This window comes from Thiovibrio frasassiensis, from assembly GCF_029607905.1.
Lineage (GTDB): Bacteria > Desulfobacterota > Desulfobulbia > Desulfobulbales > Desulfurivibrionaceae > Thiovibrio > Thiovibrio frasassiensis.
Genome location: NZ_JAPHEH010000001.1, coordinates 618,945 through 636,883, shown reverse-complemented (window position 1 = coordinate 636,883; position 17,939 = coordinate 618,945). Strand labels below are relative to the sequence as shown.

General features: G+C 58.4%; 14 protein-coding genes. 4 read left to right on the top strand and 10 right to left on the bottom strand.

Going from position 1 to position 17,939, the window contains the following annotated elements:
* Positions 1 to 73 precede the first annotated feature (73 nt).
* The 6 genes from OLX77_RS02975 to OLX77_RS02950 all read right to left on the bottom strand — a co-directional run bounded on the left by OLX77_RS02975 (position 74) and on the right by OLX77_RS02950 (position 8,204).
* The gene (locus OLX77_RS02975) at positions 74 to 1,321 is read right to left on the bottom strand and encodes a mechanosensitive ion channel family protein (RefSeq protein WP_307632098.1); all 1,248 of its coding nucleotides are present in this window, start codon (positions 1,319 to 1,321) and stop codon (positions 74 to 76) included.
* A gap of 186 nt (positions 1,322 to 1,507) precedes the next feature.
* Complete coding sequence (locus OLX77_RS02970; protein ID WP_307632097.1) at positions 1,508 to 1,699, bottom strand: FeoB-associated Cys-rich membrane protein; 192 nt, start codon at positions 1,697 to 1,699, stop codon at positions 1,508 to 1,510.
* A gap of 24 nt (positions 1,700 to 1,723) precedes the next feature.
* Positions 1,724 to 3,907, bottom strand: coding sequence for a ferrous iron transport protein B (feoB, locus tag OLX77_RS02965; protein ID WP_307632096.1), 2,184 nt, complete (start codon positions 3,905 to 3,907; stop codon positions 1,724 to 1,726).
* A 21-nt stretch (positions 3,908 to 3,928) separates the two neighbouring features.
* Complete coding sequence (locus tag OLX77_RS02960) at positions 3,929 to 4,162, bottom strand: FeoA family protein (protein ID WP_307632095.1); 234 nt, start codon at positions 4,160 to 4,162, stop codon at positions 3,929 to 3,931.
* Between the two features lie 323 nt (positions 4,163 to 4,485).
* Complete coding sequence (locus OLX77_RS02955; RefSeq protein ID WP_307632094.1) at positions 4,486 to 7,134, bottom strand: cytochrome ubiquinol oxidase subunit I; 2,649 nt, start codon at positions 7,132 to 7,134, stop codon at positions 4,486 to 4,488.
* A complete protein-coding gene (locus tag OLX77_RS02950; protein ID WP_307632093.1) occupies positions 7,134 to 8,204 on the bottom strand; it encodes a hypothetical protein in 1,071 nt (356 codons plus the stop codon). Before OLX77_RS02950 ends, OLX77_RS02955 begins: the two co-directional genes overlap by 1 nt.
* Positions 8,205 to 8,684: 480 nt before the next feature.
* Here OLX77_RS02950 and dnaA point away from each other — a divergent pair, with 480 nt between their 5' ends.
* Positions 8,685 to 10,025, top strand: coding sequence for a chromosomal replication initiator protein DnaA (dnaA, locus tag OLX77_RS02945; RefSeq protein ID WP_307632092.1), 1,341 nt, complete (start codon positions 8,685 to 8,687; stop codon positions 10,023 to 10,025).
* 66 nt (positions 10,026 to 10,091) lie between these two features.
* Positions 10,092 to 10,274: a hypothetical protein gene (locus OLX77_RS02940; RefSeq protein ID WP_307632091.1), complete on the top strand. Its 183-nt coding sequence runs from the start codon at positions 10,092 to 10,094 to the stop codon at positions 10,272 to 10,274.
* Between the two features lie 22 nt (positions 10,275 to 10,296).
* On the opposite strand, the gene hemG is transcribed toward OLX77_RS02940, so the two are convergent.
* Positions 10,297 to 11,661: a protoporphyrinogen oxidase gene (hemG, locus tag OLX77_RS02935; RefSeq protein WP_307632090.1), complete on the bottom strand. Its 1,365-nt coding sequence runs from the start codon at positions 11,659 to 11,661 to the stop codon at positions 10,297 to 10,299.
* 217 nt (positions 11,662 to 11,878) lie between these two features.
* Between hemG and OLX77_RS02930 the strand changes: the two genes are divergently transcribed.
* Entirely contained in the window at positions 11,879 to 12,580 is a 702-nt protein-coding gene (locus OLX77_RS02930; protein WP_307632089.1) for a flavodoxin family protein, read from the top strand.
* A 15-nt stretch (positions 12,581 to 12,595) separates the two neighbouring features.
* Here OLX77_RS02930 and cobO read toward each other — a convergent pair whose 3' ends face one another.
* The 3 genes from cobO to OLX77_RS02915 all read right to left on the bottom strand — a co-directional run bounded on the left by cobO (position 12,596) and on the right by OLX77_RS02915 (position 15,942).
* Positions 12,596 to 13,120, bottom strand: a complete 525-nt coding sequence (cobO, locus tag OLX77_RS02925) for a cob(I)yrinic acid a,c-diamide adenosyltransferase (protein ID WP_307632088.1) — start codon at positions 13,118 to 13,120, stop codon at positions 12,596 to 12,598.
* An 8-nt stretch (positions 13,121 to 13,128) separates the two neighbouring features.
* Complete coding sequence (locus OLX77_RS02920) at positions 13,129 to 14,976, bottom strand: M48 family metallopeptidase (RefSeq protein WP_307632087.1); 1,848 nt, start codon at positions 14,974 to 14,976, stop codon at positions 13,129 to 13,131.
* Between the two features lie 87 nt (positions 14,977 to 15,063).
* Entirely contained in the window at positions 15,064 to 15,942 is an 879-nt protein-coding gene (locus OLX77_RS02915) for a J domain-containing protein (protein WP_307632086.1), read from the bottom strand.
* Between the two features lie 290 nt (positions 15,943 to 16,232).
* Here OLX77_RS02915 and OLX77_RS02910 point away from each other — a divergent pair, with 290 nt between their 5' ends.
* Positions 16,233 to 17,906 carry a glucose-6-phosphate isomerase gene (locus tag OLX77_RS02910; RefSeq protein ID WP_307632085.1) on the top strand — a complete coding sequence of 558 codons (1,674 nt, stop codon included), beginning with the start codon at positions 16,233 to 16,235 and terminating at the stop codon, positions 17,904 to 17,906.
* Positions 17,907 to 17,939: the final 33 nt, after the last annotated feature.

The window sequence follows — 17,939 nt, the reverse complement described above, 5'->3', positions numbered from 1 at the left end:
ATCCTTTGCATTTATATGTTGGATGGCAAGGATCGGTATAACCGATTTGTTTGCCTGTCGCAACGATCTAGCGCTAAGGATGCAGCACCCCTTTCAGATCGTGGCCGGCGGGGAACTGAAAGATCCGGAGGCCGAATTCAGGCACCGCGGCCAGGATATGGTCGAAAATGTCGGCCTGGACCGCCTCGTAATCCGCCCAGGCCTGCTGACGGCTGAAGACATAAATTTCCATGGGCAACCCCTGGGGGGTGGGCTCCAGCTGTCGGACCAGAAAGGTCATGTCCTGCCGGATCTGCGGGTGATGCTTGAGGTAGGCGATGATGTAGGCGCGAAGAATGCCGATATTGGTCTGCTGTCTGCCGTTGAGGCGACTGCTGGGATCGGGATGGTGTTCGGCGTTGTAAGCGGCAATTTCTGTTCCCTTGCTGGTGAGGTAGGGGGTCAGCAGCTCGATGTGGGCAAAGCGGCGGAGCATCTCTTCGCTGCAGAACCGGATCGAATTCATGTCCAGCAACAGGGCCCGTTTGATGCGGCGGCCGCCGGATTCGGCCATGCCGCGCCAGTTTTTGAAGCTGTCCGAGACCAAGGCGTAGGTCGGGATGGTGGCGATGGTCTTGTCCCAGTTACGCACCTTGATGGTATTGATGGAGATATCGATCACCTCGCCGTCCGCCCCGTATTTCGGCATCTCAATCCAGTCGCCGACCTGGACCATGTCGTTGGTGGAAAGCTGGATGCTGGCGACAAAGCCGAGCAGGGTATCCTTGAACACCAAGAGCAAGACGGCGGTGAGCCCGCCGAGGACGGTGAGAATGCCCCAGGGAGACTGGCCGGTGGCAATGGCCACGATAAAGATACCGGCCATGATGTAGACGAGAATGGTAACGGCCTGGATGTAGCCCCGGATGGGTTTGGCCCTGTCGGCACCATGCAACCGGTAGATGTCGTGCAGTGCAGAGAGGAAGGCGTCCAGGACCCGGACGCTGATGATGACAAAGAGGATCAGGGCCGCGCGCTTGAAGAGGGTACCGGAAGGGCTTGCCGGCGGGTAGATGAGGTCGCAGGCCAGATAGACCGCCAAGCTGGGGAGCAGATAGGCTGAGCGTTTGAAAAAAAGGCGCTCGACCAGGGTGTCATCCCACTTGCTGCTGCTGCGTTGCGCCGTTCTTTCGAACAGGGGGGCGAGAAAGCGAAGAGCGGCCCAGCCGGTAAGCAGGGCGAGAAGAAGCAGGGCGGCCAGGGCCGCGGAAAATTCCAGAGCCTGGGCAAGACCCTCCGAAAGACCTTGGCTTGTGAGCCAAGATTCAAAGTTGCTCAGCATGGATCCTCCCTAATAGGTATTTCTGTTTGTCCGGCATTGTACTCGAAAAAGAGGGGGTGCGGCGATATTCCTTGAAAATTGGCGGACGGGGTTCAGGGGAGAAAATCGGATTTCTTTCTGGCCGCATTGCTGCGGTGGCTCGGAAGCGTGGCGCAAAGGTGAAAAAAAGATGGAATGTGCGGCAGGTTAGCCATCGGTTTTCTTGGGAAAGTCCGCCTTGGCTTTTGTGCAGCTGTCGGAGCCCGCTGCTGGGTCGTTACACCCCTTGCAGCCGGAGCTGCAGCCCGATTGCTTGCCGGTGAGCTGGCGAAAGATTCTGCGCCCGAGGAAAAAGGCGCAGGCCACTATGATGCAGGAGATAATGATATTTTGCCACATGGCGAATCCTCCGCGCTCTCTGTTTTATCCGGTAAACCCCAGCGCCCGCCCGGCCTGATAGACCAGGGTCGCCAGCAAAAAGGCGAAGACGGTATTGAAACAGATGGAAAAAACTCCCCACTTCCATGAGCCGGACTCCTTGGAGATGCATACCACCGTAACAAAGCAGGGTGCGTAAAACATGATAAAGACGATGAGGGCCAGGGCCACCACCGGGTTCCAGTGCGGATCTCGGGCCAGGGTTTCGCTCAGGGAAGCGTTGGCCTCCGGGTCTGTCTCTCCCAAGGAGTATGCCGTACCCAGGGTGGTGACGATGACCTCCTTGGCCGCAAATCCGCCCACCAAGGCAATGTTGGTCCGCCAGTCAAAGCCGGGCAGCCAGCTGACTGCTTCCATGGCGATGCCGAGCCTGCCGGCGAGAGAATGGCGCAGAGCGCTTCCTGCCCGGGCGGTGTCAAGGGCAGCCAGTTTTGCTTTCAGTTGCGAGGCTTCTTCCGGCTGGACCAAAGAGGCGGCAACCTCCTGGCGCTGGCGGGCGAAATTCTGCTCTTCCGATTGCGGCAGCCCCGGAAAGGTCATCATGGCCCAGATCAGGATGGAGATGGCCAGGATGGTGGTGCCCGCCTTCTTGATATACTGCCAGGTCCGTTCCCAGGTGTGGATGAGCAATCCCCGGAAGGTGGGAAAACGGTAGGGCGGCAGCTCCATGACAAAGGGGGTGGATTCGCCGCGCAAGACGGTGAGCCGCAGGATCTTGGCGGCGGTGAGCGCCACCGCCCAGGCCAGCAGGGTCAAAAGGAACATGAGCGCGGCCTGGTTTTTGGAAAAAAAGGTGGCGGTGAGCAGGGCGAGCACCGGCAGCTTGGCCCCGCAGTTCATGAAGGAAACGGTGAGCAGGGTGGCCAGCCGTTCGCGGGGGGAGCGGAGGGTGCGGGCGGCCATGACCCCGGGCACGGCACACCCCCCGGCAATGCCGCCGGAGACGATGTAGGCCATGACCGAACTGCCGTGCAGCCCGAAGAGGCGGAAGACCCGGTCCATCATGAAGGCGACCCGGGCCAGATAGCCGGAATCTTCGAGGATGGCGATGCCGAAAAACATGAACATGATCAGGGGGACAAAGCCGAGCACCCCGCCCATTCCGTCGATAACCCCGGAGATGAGCATGGATTTCAGGTGGCCGTCCGGCAGGAAGGTGTTGAGGTTGTCACCCAGCCAGCCGAAAAATCCCTCGAGCCAGGAAACGGGCAGCTGGCTGTAGGTGAAGGTGAATTTGTAGAGGCCGAGAAGCACCGCGAGCATGATGAGCGGTCCCATGAACCGATTGGTCAGGATCTTGTCGATCCGGTCGGAGGCATGGAGCCGGTCGATGTCGAATTTATGGGTGATCACCTCCTGGCGGAGCACGGATTTGATATACCCGTAGCGGTGGTCGGCAATGATCGCCTCCGGATAGGTTTCCATGGTCTTGTGCAGGTGTTCACCGACCCGGGTCACAATCTCCTTGAGTTCCGCGTCAACAACCGGGTTGTGGCGATACCCTTTTTCCTGGATCTGGCTGTCTCCTTCCAGGTACTTGAGGGCCAGCCAGCGGGGGGTGTAGTTGTCTGTCATGAAGTCGGAAGTGCTGATTTGCTGCGCCATGGTCTGCAGGGCGAGATCAACGTCTTCGCCGTAGGAGATATGGAGGGGATTCCAGGGCCCGTTTTCGCGGGCCACTTCAAGGGCGGCCTCCATCAGCTCGGGGGTGCCTTTGCCGGAGCGGGCAATGATGGGGACAACCGGGACCTTGAGCAGAGCCGAGAGCCTCTGGGCATCAAGGGTGATGCCGCGATCCCGGGCAACATCGATCATATTGAGGGCGATGATCATGGGGACCCCGAGCTCAAGGAGCTGGGCGGAAAGATAGAGGTTGCGTTCCAGGTTGGAGGCATCGGTGATATTGATGACCACATCGGGTTTTTCCTGTACCAGATAATCGCGGGCCACAACCTCTTCCACCGAATAGGCGGTGAGGGAATAGGTGCCGGGCAGGTCGATGATCGTGGCTACTTCGCCGGTGGGAAAGGTGTACCCCCCCTCTTTCTTTTCCACGGTGACGCCGGGGTAGTTGCCCACATGCTGGCGGGCGCCGGTCAGGGTGTTGAACAGGGTGGTCTTGCCCGCATTTGGATTGCCGGCCAGGGCTATGGTGATGGTTGTTGCCATGTTCTTGCTTCCTTGGGGAAATCAGGCGATTTCCACCTCGATATAGTCTGCCTCGGTGTTGCGCAGAGTCAGGGTGCCGCCCATGATTCGGATCGCCACCGGGTCGTAGAGGGGAGCCCGGCCCATGATGGTGATGCGGGTGCCGGGGACAATGCCCATGTCGCGGATGCGGCGGCCAAGCTCGCCGCCGACCTTAACCGCGGTAATGGTGCCTGACTGGTCTTTCTGCATTTCGCGAAGCAGAACTGTTGGCATGCGTATTCTCCGTGGTGTTTTCGATGTTTTGCTGCTGACGAGGGGCAATAATAAAAAGGTGCGGTTAAGAAGTCAATATTTTTTTTAGGTTGCAGAATAAAATTATGCTTCCCGAACTTTTGGGCCCGGGGGGTGCTGCTTCTGGTAAGGGAGGATTTGCAGCAAAAACCTTTCGGCCCTGTTCTAGATGGCTCTGGGAGTTGGGGCGAGTGTGCCGAGGAAAATGGCTGCGCCCCACGCCTGTATTCTAGGAGTGGGGCGCAGGGCAAGGGGAAAAGAGGGAAATACCCCGGCTCTTGCGCTAGCAGGGGTGGGGTATTTGCCTACTCCCGGGTGTTGCGCATCATGTTGAGGGAGTTGGGGTGGTGCATCTCCACCTCCATTTCAATGGTATGGCAGACCTTGCAGTTTTTATTGGCCCCGATGGGATAGGGGTTGTTTTGGTACTGCCGGGGGCCGAAGTTGTCCCGCTCCCTTTCGTAGGGGTTGGTGGCCGGGTAGATGGCGTGCGGGCTGCCGTGGCAGGTGGCGCAATGGATGCTGCCCGACTCGTCATGGCGATTGCGGTAGAGCCCGCTGCCGTCCTTGGTCCAGACATTAAAGGCGCTGTCCGTCTCCGGCGGGCCATAATTGACATGGCAGGTGAGGCAGTCCGGTTCGTTCAGCCAGGGGGTGCGCGGCTTGATCTCGGCCAGGCTTGGTGCCGTCCGGGGTTTCAGGTGCTGCATCAGCCGGTCCGCCCCCTTCTTGCCCGCCTTTTTCTCGGCCACAAGCAGAGAGAGGGCGTGATCTTCCAGGGTGCCGTGGCAGTTGATGCAGGTTAAGCCGGCATCATTATGGATGCCGCGCAGGCAGAGAGTGCTGCCCTGCGGATTGTTGGGGTGACAGAGACCGCAGGCCTCGGCCCCGCGACCGGTCAGGAAGTTGGCATGCCAGCCGTGGATGGCGGCGGACAGATTGAGGAGTTTTGGCTTGCCCGGAGCATTCAGGGCCGGGTCGGCATGGCAGCTTTGGCAGAGCACCGGTTTCCCGAGCTTGGCCGAGGCGAGAAGGGTGGTTTTATTGAAACGGTCATGGACAGAAAGGAAATCCTTGGTCGGCACCGGCGAGATCCCGGCAACTCCCTTGCTCCAGCCGCCGCCATGGCAGTTGTTGCAGCCCATCTCGGTGGAAACCGGCGCAATCATGCGGGTGGAAGCGAGCAGCCCGTTGGTCCCCTTATCCCTCGCTTCAATGGTGAAGGATGGGTAGGGCATATAGCCGCCCGCATCCGGGTATGGCACCACCGGCACCTTGTCGGCGACAAAAGCCTTGCTTTCCGCATGGGGGGTCATGTTCCCGGCAAGACCGTTATCGCTTAAGCCGATATTGTCCGGTTTGCTGGTGCCGTAAAGGGAAGGGAGGTATTTCCAGAAATCCACCTTATCGGCCGGTTTTTCAAAGCCCGGCTCCACCCGATAGGAGAGGATTACGCCGTCGGTAATAACGGAAGGGATAGGTCCACGTTTGATCAGCTGCGCCTGGAGGGTATTGCCCGGGGGCAGGATGCTGAAATAGCTGTCCGCATCGGTCATGCAGTGCATGCCCAGGGAGTTCCAGGCGAGGAGAATATACTCGGAGGAATCTGGCTCAAAGGGCAAAGGGGGCAGGGGCGGGGTGATGAGTTGTGCCCTGGCTGCAGGCTGTTTCTTGCCCTGCAAACCTTCCACCAGAAAAGTGGCCAGGGCGTTGCGTTCTGCTTCCGTGCCGGGAAAGGGCGGCATGCAGCCGATGAGTTTTCCCTGGCCGCCGATCTCTCCCTCCATGACATAGACCGAAGCATACTTGGCACTCAATTTTCGGATGTCGCGGATGGGCCCGCCGATGGAATGGCAGGAAGCGCAGAAGATGTTGTAGATCTGTCTGCCGACCACCATCCGATTTGCCTCGGTGATATCCTTGCTGACCCACTTGGCCGAAGCGAGGACGCCTTTTTCGGAAACCGCGGCCAGATCCTTGACCAGGATGGAGTTGGCGTAAATATGCCCGGAGATGGTGTACGGTCTGCGGCTGCCCTCCCGGATGTACTCAAAGGAGCCCATGTAGGCAATGCCGAGCAGGAGCAGGAGCACGGCCAGAGCCCGCTTGGCGGTCTGCGGCAGCCGGATGACCATGAGCAACCCGCCAAGAAAGAGAATGGGGGAGCCCCAGACAAAGAAGGTGAGATAGGGAGCCAGGGTGGCGTCGAGGTTGAGCAGCCAACCCTTGGGGCCTTCCGGCAGGCTCTGCACATACCAGTAGGCGGAGGCGAGAAAGAGGAGAAAGGGGGCGAGCAGCCAGGTGGCGCAGTAGCGCACCATGCGTAAGCGAAACCCCTCGTCCTTAATGGCGGTGGAGGTCAGGAAGCCGTAAAGGCCTGCCAGCATGAGGCAGAGGAAGGTGCGGAAGAAAAGGGCCGGCCAGAAGGTGGGGTTGAAGATCCCGTCCCAGAAGTTGCCGGTGGTCAGCCATTTGCCGGGGGTCAGCATGAAGCCGATGATCCCGTTGATGGCAAAAAGGGAGAGCCAGGCAAAGATGAAATAGAGCCAGCCGATGATCAGGTGGCTGCGTCGTTCCATGCGGCCAAAGGTCTGGTAATAGATGAGGATGGCGACGATTTCGCCGAGAAAAAAGAGCCACTCTATGGCCCAGCCGAAAACAAAGTTGTGGATAAGGACCGAGGTTGCGGCCGGGGCGATCAGGGCAATGGTGAACCAGATGCCCACCCCGGTGATGGCACCCAGTACCAGGGTGAGGAGCAGAAAGAACTTGGTGTGTTTGCGGGTATAATCAAGGATCTCCTGGGAGCCTTCCCGGTACCCTTTCATCTCGGTGAGCACGAGAAAGAGGCCGCCGCCGATGGCAAAATGGGAGATGTACACATGCAGGATGGCGATCAGGGCGATGAGCAAGCCGCCACCGGAAAAATCCAACTGCCAGATCGGATAATTCATTAGCGTACCTCCTCGGGCACCCGGGCCGCGAGTTTAAGCATATAGATAATAACCGCAACCCCGATCACCAGTATCGCCAGAAAAAGATACATCGGCGACCACTGCGGCACGACCTGCAGGTCGGCGGGATGAAAGTAGGGGGCCAGATAGGCCTGTCTGGCCAGATCCCGCACCAGCACCATGAAAAGGATCGTTGCGGCCATGGCGACAGTGGCCGGCCAGACCCGCTCCTTGGTGCCATAGTAAAGACAGAACCCGGCCGCGACCAGCGAGGCGATAAAAAGGAGGGTGGGCAGGAGGGCACCGCCGACAAAGAGCTGGTGCACGTTTTTTGGCATGGAAAAAAGGAAGGGGATGCCGGTGCCGATTTCGACCACCGTGGCGTAGGTAAACCATTTCATCCCTGTGCTCAGCCGTTTTGTTGCCCCGGCAGGATCTTTTTTGCCTTGAAAAAAGGCGAGAATCGCCAAGAAAAGTCCGCCTGTCGCCACCGAGGCCACGACAAAGTGGAGGTAGCGGGGGAGCAGGGTCGGCTCAGCCAGATTCAGGAAGGTGCCGTCCGGTCTGTGAAAATACACCTCCCAGCTCTGCGGGGTCTGCATCAGGGTTATATTGTTGACAAAGAGAAAGGCAGTGATCAGCAGAAGCAGGATGCTTGTACCCAGCGTTCGTTTTCGCGAGGCGGAGGGCAGGCCGGAAGCCATTTTATAGAGGTAGGCGCTGTAATAGGCGAGAATGAGCAAGCCGATGATGGAAAGCCAGTACACCCCCATGAGAATGGAACTGGTATAGATGAAATGGCCGTAAAGAACCTGGAGAAAAAGAAGGGGGGCCACCCCGAAGTTCACGGCAAAGGCGATGGTGTATGGCAGTTTGTTCGCGATATCTTGGCAGGGCGGCGGGGCGGTCGATGGGGTCCGCATTTCCCTGAGCATGGCGATTATGGCAGTGCCCAGCATGGCGTTCATGAAGAGAAGATGGGCGAAAAAAGTCAGGATAAGGAAAAACTCAAAAAAGCCCCAGGGGGCCGGGATGGTGTCTGGGGTGGGAATAAGTTGGGCTGGGTCCATGGCGGGTCTCCTTAGGGGTAAACTTCTTTAAGGTATAGCATAAAAAAATGTTTTGAGGAAAAAAACCGAGAGAACAGGGGCATGCCAAGAACAGAAAAAAGATACCGAAGTAAGAAAGAAGATAAAATGAGATAATAGCAGTAATAATGAGATATGAAGAGAAATGTTAAAGGTTTAGTGCTTAATGAAATGATATTTTCTTCTCGCCTTCAGGCTCTAACCGTATGGAATTTTGCGGTTTTTGCCGTTGCCGGCAAAAGGGGCGAAATATCCAGTTTTTAGAGGGTTTCCAGGAGATTTTCTCCCGTTTACCTGGGGTTATGGGCTGTTGAAAACTTGGCAAGCCGGGGGGGGCAAATTCCTTGAGAACGGTTTTGACAGGGGGCATGCTTTTCCTTTAAAAAAACGGGCAGAAATTATCTCAGCGGTCTCAATTCGCTTTAATCGGTTGTTTTTTTGTCAGTGAACCAGGGGAAAAAGATGCTTTGGCAACGAGTTAAGAGTGTTTTGTCGAAGAAAGTATCCGACAGTGATTTCAAGCTGTGGATCGAACCTTTACAATGCGTCCATGACGATGCCCAGAGCGTCGAACTGGCGGGGCCGGACCCGTATTTCTGCTCTTGGGTCAAGGATAACTATCTGGGTGATATTCAGGCCGCCTTGCAGGATGTCGGCTATACCGGCGGGGCGGTGCGCCTTTCCGTGGATACCGCCGGGAATGGGGTGCCGCTCTTGCCGGAACCGGAAAAGAAACAGAGCCAGCTCCGTTTGCCCAGCATGCCGGTGGCGCGCTCCACGGTCCGGACCCTGCACCCGCGTTATACCTTTGACGAATTCATGGTCGGCGAGTCCAACGCCATGGCGTATGCGGCCTGCGAGGCCATGGCCGGCGGCGATTCCGCCTTAAGCCCCTGCCTGTTTATTGAAGCGGGAACGGGCTTGGGCAAAAGCCATCTGACCCATGCGGTGGCTCACTATGTAACGAGCCACTCTCCGGGAACCCGGCTGCATTATGTCACCTCCCAGCAGCTCACCTCGGAAATGGTGCGCAGCATCAAGAATAACACCATGGACCATTTTAAGGAAAAATATCATAACCAGTGTGATGTGCTGCTGATGGAGGATGTGCAATCCCTGGCCGGTCGGACCAAGACCCAGGCCGAGCTTGCCGAGGCCCTTGATGTCCTGATGGATTGCGGCAAAAGGGTGATCTTCACCGGGGCCGTTTCCCCGCGCAATATCCCGGACATCGATGACGGCGTGCGTTCCCGGCTCTCCTCCGGGCTGATTACCACCATCAACCCGCCGGACCGGCGGACCCGTTGCCTGATCATTGAGCGTAAGGCCCGCAACAACAAACTAACGCTCTCCGGGGAGATCATCGAGTTTCTGGCCGACCGGATCCAGGGCGATATCCGTCGGGTGGAAAGCGCCATCATCGGCCTGAAGGCCAAGGCCTCCCTGCATAAAACCATGCCCGACCTGGACATGGTCAAGGAGATCGTCGCCGGGATCATCGGGCAGCGGCAGGAGTTGTCCTCCGTCTTGATCCGTAATTTCGTGGCCGGCCAGTTTGATGTCTCCATCGAAGAGATGCAGTCCAAGGCGAGGAAAAAGACCATCGCCTTTCCGCGGCAGGTTTCCATGTATCTGGCCAGAAAGCTCACCGAAGAGGCCCTGTCCGAGATCGGCAAGGCATTCAACCGGGATCATTCCACGGTGGTGCATTCCATCCGGGTTATTACCGAAGCCATTGTCCGCAGCGGCAGTATTCGGGGGCAGGTTGAACATCTGGCGGAACGTTTGCAAAATCAGGGGTAAGGCAGCAAAGGGTCTGCGGATGCCGCGGGGGCGGCGTCTGAGCACATGTGGACAAGGGGGGGGGATATGCGAACGATCTGTTGTGTCTGTCGCAGGGTGAAGTGTCAGGGGGATTGGCTTGAGCAGATGGTCGAGTCCGAGGTCCGGGTCTCCCATGGCTTCTGTCCGGAGTGCTTCGACAAAACCATGGCCCAGACCCGTGCCTGGCCAGCCGAGCAAGCAGCCCAGTCCATGCTGAAGCCGTCGTAACAGGGATTTCTTTCCTGGCTGCTTAAAAATAAACCGGCCGGACCTCGGCCTGTTGTTGTTTGTCGCTCGCCCGGTGCAATATTCTGTCGGCCACTGTCTTGGCCGTCTTCATCATGTCGTTCATGCCGATGCCTTCCCAGCCGAAGCCGCAGAGATGTAAGCCGTCCAATCGTTGTTCCAGGGAATCCTTCCAGGCCAGCAGCGCGGGATAGCCCATCTCCAGCTGGGGGATGGCACTGGGGCCGCGGAGCACCCGGCTGAAGCAGGGGGGCTCGGGCAGAGGGAGGAGTTGGCGGAGATCATCATAGATTCGGCCGACCAAGACCTCGTCGGAGAGCTCCAGCCGTTCGGGATGGCGGCGGCCTCCGACCAGGGCTTCCAGCAGCACCTTCCCTTGGGGCGCTCTTCCCGGAAACATGTGGGTGGAAAAAAGTGCGCCCATGGCGAAGCGCTTTTCCCGTTCCGGGGCCAGATAGCCGAAGCCAAAGGGCACCTGCGCCGTGTCGGAAAAGCCCAGGGCCACCGTGGCGATGCTGGCCGTGGGGAGAGCGGCCAGGGGCGGGGCATGGGCTGCCAACAGCGCAAGGGCGGCATTGACCGGCAGGGCGAGAATGACGGTGGCTGCCCGATGGGTTTTCGTCTCGGTCTGGATCTCCCAGGCGTCATCTTGGCGGGTGATTGCCCGTACCGGCTGGTGATAGAGGATGTTCGCTCCTGTTGCCAGGGTGGTGATGAGCTGTTCCATCCCCAGGGGAAAGCTGGTCATGGCCGGCAGTGTCCCTGCCCCTGCCCCCTTTTTTTTCTGCAGCAGCCCTTTGAGCACCGAGCCCGCTTCTTTTTCCAGGGCGCGCACCCCCGGCATCACGCCATCGATACTGAGGCGCTCATAATCCCCGGCAAAGGTGCCGGTGATTGCCGCATCCACCAGGGGCAAAACCTCTGGGCCGAAGCGGTATGCTGCCCATTGTCCGACGCTTTGCTCTTCGAGACGCGGCTTTTTGAAAAGATCGCCCAACAGCCGTAATTTTCCCAGCGGAGATAAGAGCGGGGTCGTCAGCAATGCCTGCGGTTTCTGCGGCAGTTGCACCAGGCGTCCCCCGTGGCAGACATAGCGGACAAAGCTGCCGAGGGGGGCTTTTTGGGCAATGCGCTCCAGGCCGGTTTCGCGGAGCAGGGCGCGGCTGGCGGGGTTGTTGTCCAGGAAGCCATGCGGCCCCCATTCGGCCAGATACCCTTCTTCCCGAAAAGAGCGCACTGCGCCGCCCGGGCGATCATCCTGTTCAAGAATGAGGATATCCTGGTCCGGCACGCTTTGGCCCAGGAAATGGGCGGCGCTCAAACCGGAAAGGCCCGCGCCGACAATGATTATTTCGTGTATTTCAGGCATGGCGTGTGTGTCCGGGGCTGAAGGGCTCGGCGGCGACCGTGATAAATTTCCGGTCTGCCAAGGGTGCTGGCAGGTTTCCCTCTTCAGGGATATCATTATATATGGTATAAGGGATTTTACCCGATATTGTCCGGGGCCGTAACGAAAAAAGCGCAACAGCAAGGGCGGTTCGCTGAAAGTGGAGCGGCCTTTTTCTCAATGGGGCCAAAGAATAAGCATGCAGCCCGCAGATGCCAAATCGATGAAGGTTCTCATCCTCTATTATTCGTTCAGCGCCCAGACCAGCGGCCTTGTGCACCGGTTGGGCGCCGGTCTTGAGGCGCAGGGGGTGGAGGTGGTCTGTGAACGGCTCCAGCCCCTCGAGCCCCGTCATTTTCCCATCGGCACCGTGGTGGCCACCCTGGTCATGATGCTCACCACTTTTTTGCGGGGGAGGATTCCCATCCAGCCCCTGCCTGCCAGCTGCTGGGAACATTATGATCTGATTGTTCTCGCCGGTCCCACCTGGTCCTATAATCCCAGCGGCCCGGTCCTCTCCTTGCTGGACCGGGATGGGGCAAGGCTTTTTGCCGGCCAGCAGGTCCTGCCGCTGATTTCCTGCCGGGGCTATTGGCGGATGCATTGGCTGGGATTGCGTTTCCAGCTACAGCGTTTAGGGGCCGTGGTGGTCAACCGCATGGTTTTTGCCCATCCCACCAAGGAGCCTTGGCGGACCATCGGGGTATTTCTCAAGCTTGCCGGTCGGGTGCCGGAGCGGTCCGGATGGCTCGCGCGATATTATCCGCGTTATGGGCACAGCCGGGAGCAGCAGGAAGAAGCCTTCGCCTTTGGCGCGGCCATCGGCCAAGCCCTGAAGCGGGGACACTCCTTGGCGGAGCTTGCTCTTATTTCCGGCCGGGCCGGTCAGCCCGGAGCATGATCGGCGTGTCGCCCCTCAGTATTCGATACCCTTCTGGCCCTTGATCCCTTTCTGGTAGGGATGTTTTATGGCGCACATCTCGGTAACCAGGTCCGCATAGGCGATGAGCCCCGGGCTGGCATCGCGGCCGGTGATAACCAGATGCAGCCGTTTGGGTCGCGCCTGGAACAGGGCGAGGATCTCCTCTTCCGGAACAAGGGAGTAGGTGATCAGGTAGGTGAGTTCGTCGAGGACGATCAGGTCGTAACCATCGCTGACAATTTTTTCCCTGGCCAGCTGCCAGCCAGCCAGGGCCGCCTTTCTGACGGTCTCCTTGTCCTGCTGCCAGGTAAAGCCGGTGCCGGCGAGATGCAATTCAATCTGGTCGGGAAAGGCGGTGGTGATGGCTTTCGCCTCGCCGGTTGTTGTCTTCCCTTTGATGAACTGAATGATGCAGACCTTTAATCCCTGGCCTGCCGCCCGCACTGCCTGCCCGAAAGCCGCCGTGCTTTTCCCCTTGCCGTGTCCCGTATTGATGATAACCAAGCCCTGTATCGCCATCTGTGCCCTCACGGAGTCACGGAGCTCTGCCCTGCTTCCGGGAAGAGGGTGGATGAGGAATACTGGCTGGTGCGGAATTTTTCCATCTGGCCAAGGTAAAAGTCCTGGTGCATCCTTGCCCTGGCAAGCGCTTCTGTTTCAAGGGCCAGCGCTTCCTGCAGATTGCCATTTGCCCAGTGCGCCGTGGCCAGGGTATCGAGCACCATCGGAGTTTTTTCTTTGGCGGCGGCTTTCTCCGCGAGGGGCAAGGCTCTTGCCGGGTTGCGCAACGCAGGGTCCTGGGCTGTGAGGAGGAGCCAGGCCAGATTGTTCAGGGCTTCGGTATTGGCAGGATCAAGGCGAAGCGCTTGCTCATAAGATGTGCGGGCAGCATGTTCTTGATTGCGGGTGTATTGCAGATCTCCCAGTACCTGAAACCAGAGGGACTTATCGGGCTGTTCGCGGATTTTTTGTCGGATCAGGGCCTCGGCGAATCTGGCCTTGGGGGTTTCGCCCAGAAGGTCTTGGGGCATGCGCCAGGCCGCAAAGCCGCCGGCCAGGATCACTATGGTGTAGCAGAGCAAGGCCAGGTGAACCTTGCGGTGATGGCGGGCTATCTCGGCGGGATTTTTTTCGCAGCGGTGCAAGTAGTCGATGCGCTGTCCCAGGCCGAAATGGTGCCAGCTGGGTAAGTCCCGGATGTTGCCGCTGAGCAGGGCGATCTTTTCAAAGACCCGGATCAGGGGGGAGGCGTGTCCCATGGCGGCCATGGCATGGAGGTCCGCCTGTCGTTCAAAGTTGCGCATGAAAAAGCCAAAGACGAAACGGAAATAGCCGAGCATCAGGGCAAAAAGAATGGCGGCGCTCGCCAAAGCGAGGATGGTTTCCGGAGATTTCCCGCTCAGCGGGATGAGCCGGTAAAACAGCTCCGAGCTGAGCAGGAGCAAAATGATTGGGGCGCCGCTCACCTGGGTCAGCAGACCAAAGCCGAGAAAAAGAAAGAGGTAGAGCTGGAGATGGAAGTGTTTGACATGTCCCAGTTCATGGGCCATGACCGCTTCCATCTCTTCCGGGGTTGTGGATTCGAGCAGGGCAGGGGTAACCAGGAGGTAACGGAAACGGCGGTTGAGGCCGATGACCCCGGCGGTCAGCATGCGGCCCTCAAAGAGCGGCCAAAGCAGAATGTCGGCAAAGCGCAATTGCTGGCTGCGGCAGAAATCTTCGATGCGCTGCCGTGCTGGGCCCGGCGGGAGCGGGGTGCAGCGCCAGAGGCGGACAATGGCCAGGGGGAGAAAAAAGATCAGGCCGAAGAGAGAGAGCAGCATCAGGATGGGCTCGCCCCAGGGAGAGGCCAGAAATTCTTGCATCTGGGGAAAGGGGGCAAGCTGGAGCAGATCGAAAAAAATGGAGATGATGAGCCAGGGCAGAAGGATGGCGAGATTGATCTTGAGGTTTGCCGCCACAAATGAGCGGGCGGTAAGGGCTCTGCTGAAAATTTCCTTGTAGCTGGGAAGCGCTGCCAGCCAGAGGAGGCAGAGATAACCGAAAAAGACCATGATCCCGGCGAGGTGGCCAAGGATCGGGAGCTCTTTGGTGAGCGGCAGGAGACTCAGGTAGTAGCCCCCTTCCAGCAGGAAGATGTCCACCGCCAGAAAAACAATGGCCAGGATGGAGAGGCGCTGTTCCGCAGCGAGATAGCGGGCTGCGGTGTTGTCGGGATTGCGCCGGAAGAAATAACGGGCCAACTGGCTGAAAAGAACCCCTTTGGCACAAAAAAGCAAAAGGACTACGGGCCATGGGATCTGGGGCTGCTCTGGAACCCCTCCGGTGGTAAGAATCAGGATGACGACCAAAAGGTAGATGAGATTATTATACATTGGGGCTAATTCTGGGCTCGGGCGGAAGGAAGCGGCTTGGGAGTAGTAGACTGGGAGCGTGGTGCCATTGTGCCGGGATAAAGAGCATCAGCGGCGGAACGCAGATCCGTGCATCTGGCCGGAGATTTTGGCGTTGTGCTCTTGATATTGCTTGAGCAGGGCGCGCAATTCATTGGGGTCCAGAATCTGTTTTTCAAGAAAGAATTCCCCGAATTTTTTTTGCAGCCGTTTCTGGTGCGTGACAAGCATCCGGAGCTGCGGCTCGGAAAGAAAGCCGAGGTCCATGGCGGTCTGGCCAAAGGGTTGCAATATGGGACGGTTGCGGAGGATATGGACCACATCGGTTTCATTGAGCAGGCCGAAACGCTGGCCGATTTCTCCCAACCTCGGTCGTTCCGTGCGTTGCCAGATAAGGGCCTGGATGATGGTCCGCCAGTTGATCAGGCCGGAATAGTACAGAAAATGGCCAAGAAGCAACCGCCGGTTCGGCAGGGGTCCCTGGTAGAGGCTTTCCGTATCCCAGAAAGCAGAAGGCTGGCTGGAGCTGTTGTGAAAACTCCCCTTTGTCTGGCTGCCATCTTTTGCCTCCTGGCGGGGGCCGGAGGCGGTATGCTTCGCTTTTGCCTGCTGGGGTCTGGCCGGCGCCGGCCGGGAGGGCTGCCTCCGCGGTTGCGCTTGGGGGGCAGGGGGAGGCAGGCAGTAGCCTTTTTCCTTGGCGTCAAGAAAGGTGATCAGATTTTCATACGCCTCTTGCACGGAATGAAACAGATCGTGACGTTGCCGGCGTATCCGTTCATTTTCGAGAGCGGCCCGGTCGGGATGGGTTTCCATGGCCCGCTTGCGGTAGGCGCTTTTAATGCCGGAGAGCTGGAGATAGTCGAGAAATTCGCGGGAGATGGTGAGCTCCGGGCCAAAGATGATCTCGCAGGAGCGAAAGAGGTCTTTTTCAGCGGCAACTGTTTCCATGGCGGGCTTCTACTCCCTGGAGGTTAGAGTGAAAAAGGAAAATCGAACAGGCATGCGCTCGGGCTGGCGAAAGGCGGGATTTTTCGTCAGCGGCTCCACAGAAAAAAAATATGCAACCGTGTAAGTCTTATGCAATGATATGGCCCGGTTATGATAAGATACCCTCGCAAGGGATGAGTATCTGTCGGTTGCTAGATAATTAACATTATTATGTAGCAGATAACATCTTATTTTTTAACATTTTTTATTCGTATATCCATGAAATTCTGAGGGGAATGGGGATTTTTTTTATGGAGCAGTCAGCCGAATCTGGAAAGCAACACGATGCATCGCTCTATTTTTCTCGTGATTTCAACAAGATGGCTTCTTTTGCGGAGCTTGGGGCGCTTGCCAGGGCACCCTATGACCTGACGGCGCCAGACGCCTTATCTCCTGCGAGAATCCGCCGCTATCGCACCCATGCTGCCGGGTTTGATCTCTTGTATTCCACCCAACGGGTGGACGAACCGGTCCTCGCGGCCCTGCAAAAGCTCGCAGAAGAGAGCGGGGCGGTGGCGCAGTTTCGGCTGATGAAAAAGGGTGCGGTGCTGAACCGGATCGAGGGCTACGCCAGCGAGGAGCGCCAGGTGCTGCACACTGCCTGCCGTGATATCTTTGCCCCAGGCAGTCAGGCGCCTGAGGCGACGGAGCAGGCCAAGGGTGAGTTGGTAAAGCTGGCTGATTTCTTGACGGCCCTGGAAGCGGGAAGCATTGTCAATGCGGCCGGGGAGGTGTTTACTGACCTGATCCAGGTGGGGATCGGCGGGTCCGACCTCGGACCCCGGGCCTTGTATCTGGCCCTGGCCGCTTATAAATTTCCGGGGCGGCGGGTGCATTTCATCAGCAATGTGGACCCGGATGATGCGGCCGCCACCTTGAGCGGTCTTGATCTGTCCAGAACCTTGGTGAATGTGGTGTCGAAAAGCGGTTCCACCCTCGAAACCATGACCAACGAAGCGCTGGTGCGCAAGGCTTTTTCCGAAGCCGGGCTGGAGCCGGAGCGTCATTTCCTTGCGGTTACCGGCAAGGGGTCGCCCATGGACAATCCCGCCCGGTATCTCCGCTCTTTTTATATGTTCGACTCCATCGGCGGGCGCTACAGCGCCACCTCCATGGTTGGCGCTGTGATGCTCGGGTTTGCTTTGGGATACCCGCAGCTTCTCGAGATCCTCCGGGGAGCGCAGGCCATGGATCTGGCGGCGGAAGAAGAGGACATCCTCTGCAATCCCCCCCTGCTCCTGGCCCTGCTGGGCATCTGGAACCATAGCTTCCTCGGGAGCGAAACCCTTGCCATCCTGCCGTACAGTCAGGCGCTTGTTCGTTTTACCGCGCATCTCCAGCAATGCGACATGGAAAGCAACGGCAAGTCCGTGACCAGGCAGGGCAAGCCCCTTGCCTGGAAGAGCGGCCCCATCATCTGGGGCGAACCGGGGACCAATGGCCAGCATGCCTTTTACCAGTTGATCCATCAAGGGACCGCCATTGTTCCCGTCGAGTTCATTGGCTTTCGCACGAGCCAACATGGCTCCGACCTGATGATCGAGCAGACCACCTCCCAGGAAAAATTGGTGGCCAACCTCTTGGCTCAAGCCCTTGCCCTGGCCACCGGCCAGCCGGAGGACAACCCCAACCGGCGTTTCCCCGGAAATCGTCCCAGTTCCCTGCTTCTGGCTGACCGTTTGACCCCCTACACCATGGGCGCTCTTCTGGCGCTCTATGAGGCCAAGGTGGTCTTTCAGGGATTTATCTGGAATATCAACTCCTTTGACCAGGAAGGCGTGCAATTGGGGAAACGACTGGCCACCCGGTTGCTGGCCCATTATGCCGGCCGGCGGCAGGATCCGGGGTACAGTGGCGAAGAGAGTGATGCTCTTGGCTGGGCCTTGCTCGGGGCCGCAGGAATGCTGAGCCCCGAGCGGGGATAAAGTCGGCCCGGCTGTTGTTACGATGTTTGCCCT

What these genes read in the sequence shown, in the direction of transcription:
- OLX77_RS02960 (WP_307632095.1), bottom strand. Translation starts at nt 4,162, where the DNA reads ATGCCAACAGTTCTGCTTCGCGAAATGCAGAAAGACCAGTCAGGCACC.
- hemG (WP_307632090.1), bottom strand. Translation starts at nt 11,661, where the DNA reads ATGCCTGAAATACACGAAATAATCATTGTCGGCGCGGGCCTTTCCGGT.
- feoB (WP_307632096.1), bottom strand. Translation starts at nt 3,907, where the DNA reads ATGGCAACAACCATCACCATAGCCCTGGCCGGCAATCCAAATGCGGGC.
- OLX77_RS02910 (WP_307632085.1), top strand. Translation starts at nt 16,233, where the DNA reads ATGGAGCAGTCAGCCGAATCTGGAAAGCAACACGATGCATCGCTCTAT.
- OLX77_RS02970 (WP_307632097.1), bottom strand. Translation starts at nt 1,699, where the DNA reads ATGTGGCAAAATATCATTATCTCCTGCATCATAGTGGCCTGCGCCTTT.
- OLX77_RS02915 (WP_307632086.1), bottom strand. Translation starts at nt 15,942, where the DNA reads ATGGAAACAGTTGCCGCTGAAAAAGACCTCTTTCGCTCCTGCGAGATC.
- OLX77_RS02940 (WP_307632091.1), top strand. Translation starts at nt 10,092, where the DNA reads ATGCGAACGATCTGTTGTGTCTGTCGCAGGGTGAAGTGTCAGGGGGAT.
- OLX77_RS02920 (WP_307632087.1), bottom strand. Translation starts at nt 14,976, where the DNA reads ATGTATAATAATCTCATCTACCTTTTGGTCGTCATCCTGATTCTTACC.
- dnaA (WP_307632092.1), top strand. Translation starts at nt 8,685, where the DNA reads ATGCTTTGGCAACGAGTTAAGAGTGTTTTGTCGAAGAAAGTATCCGAC.
- OLX77_RS02950 (WP_307632093.1), bottom strand. Translation starts at nt 8,204, where the DNA reads ATGGACCCAGCCCAACTTATTCCCACCCCAGACACCATCCCGGCCCCC.
- OLX77_RS02975 (WP_307632098.1), bottom strand. Translation starts at nt 1,321, where the DNA reads ATGCTGAGCAACTTTGAATCTTGGCTCACAAGCCAAGGTCTTTCGGAG.
- cobO (WP_307632088.1), bottom strand. Translation starts at nt 13,120, where the DNA reads ATGGCGATACAGGGCTTGGTTATCATCAATACGGGACACGGCAAGGGG.
- OLX77_RS02930 (WP_307632089.1), top strand. Translation starts at nt 11,879, where the DNA reads ATGCAGCCCGCAGATGCCAAATCGATGAAGGTTCTCATCCTCTATTAT.
- OLX77_RS02955 (WP_307632094.1), bottom strand. Translation starts at nt 7,134, where the DNA reads ATGAATTATCCGATCTGGCAGTTGGATTTTTCCGGTGGCGGCTTGCTC.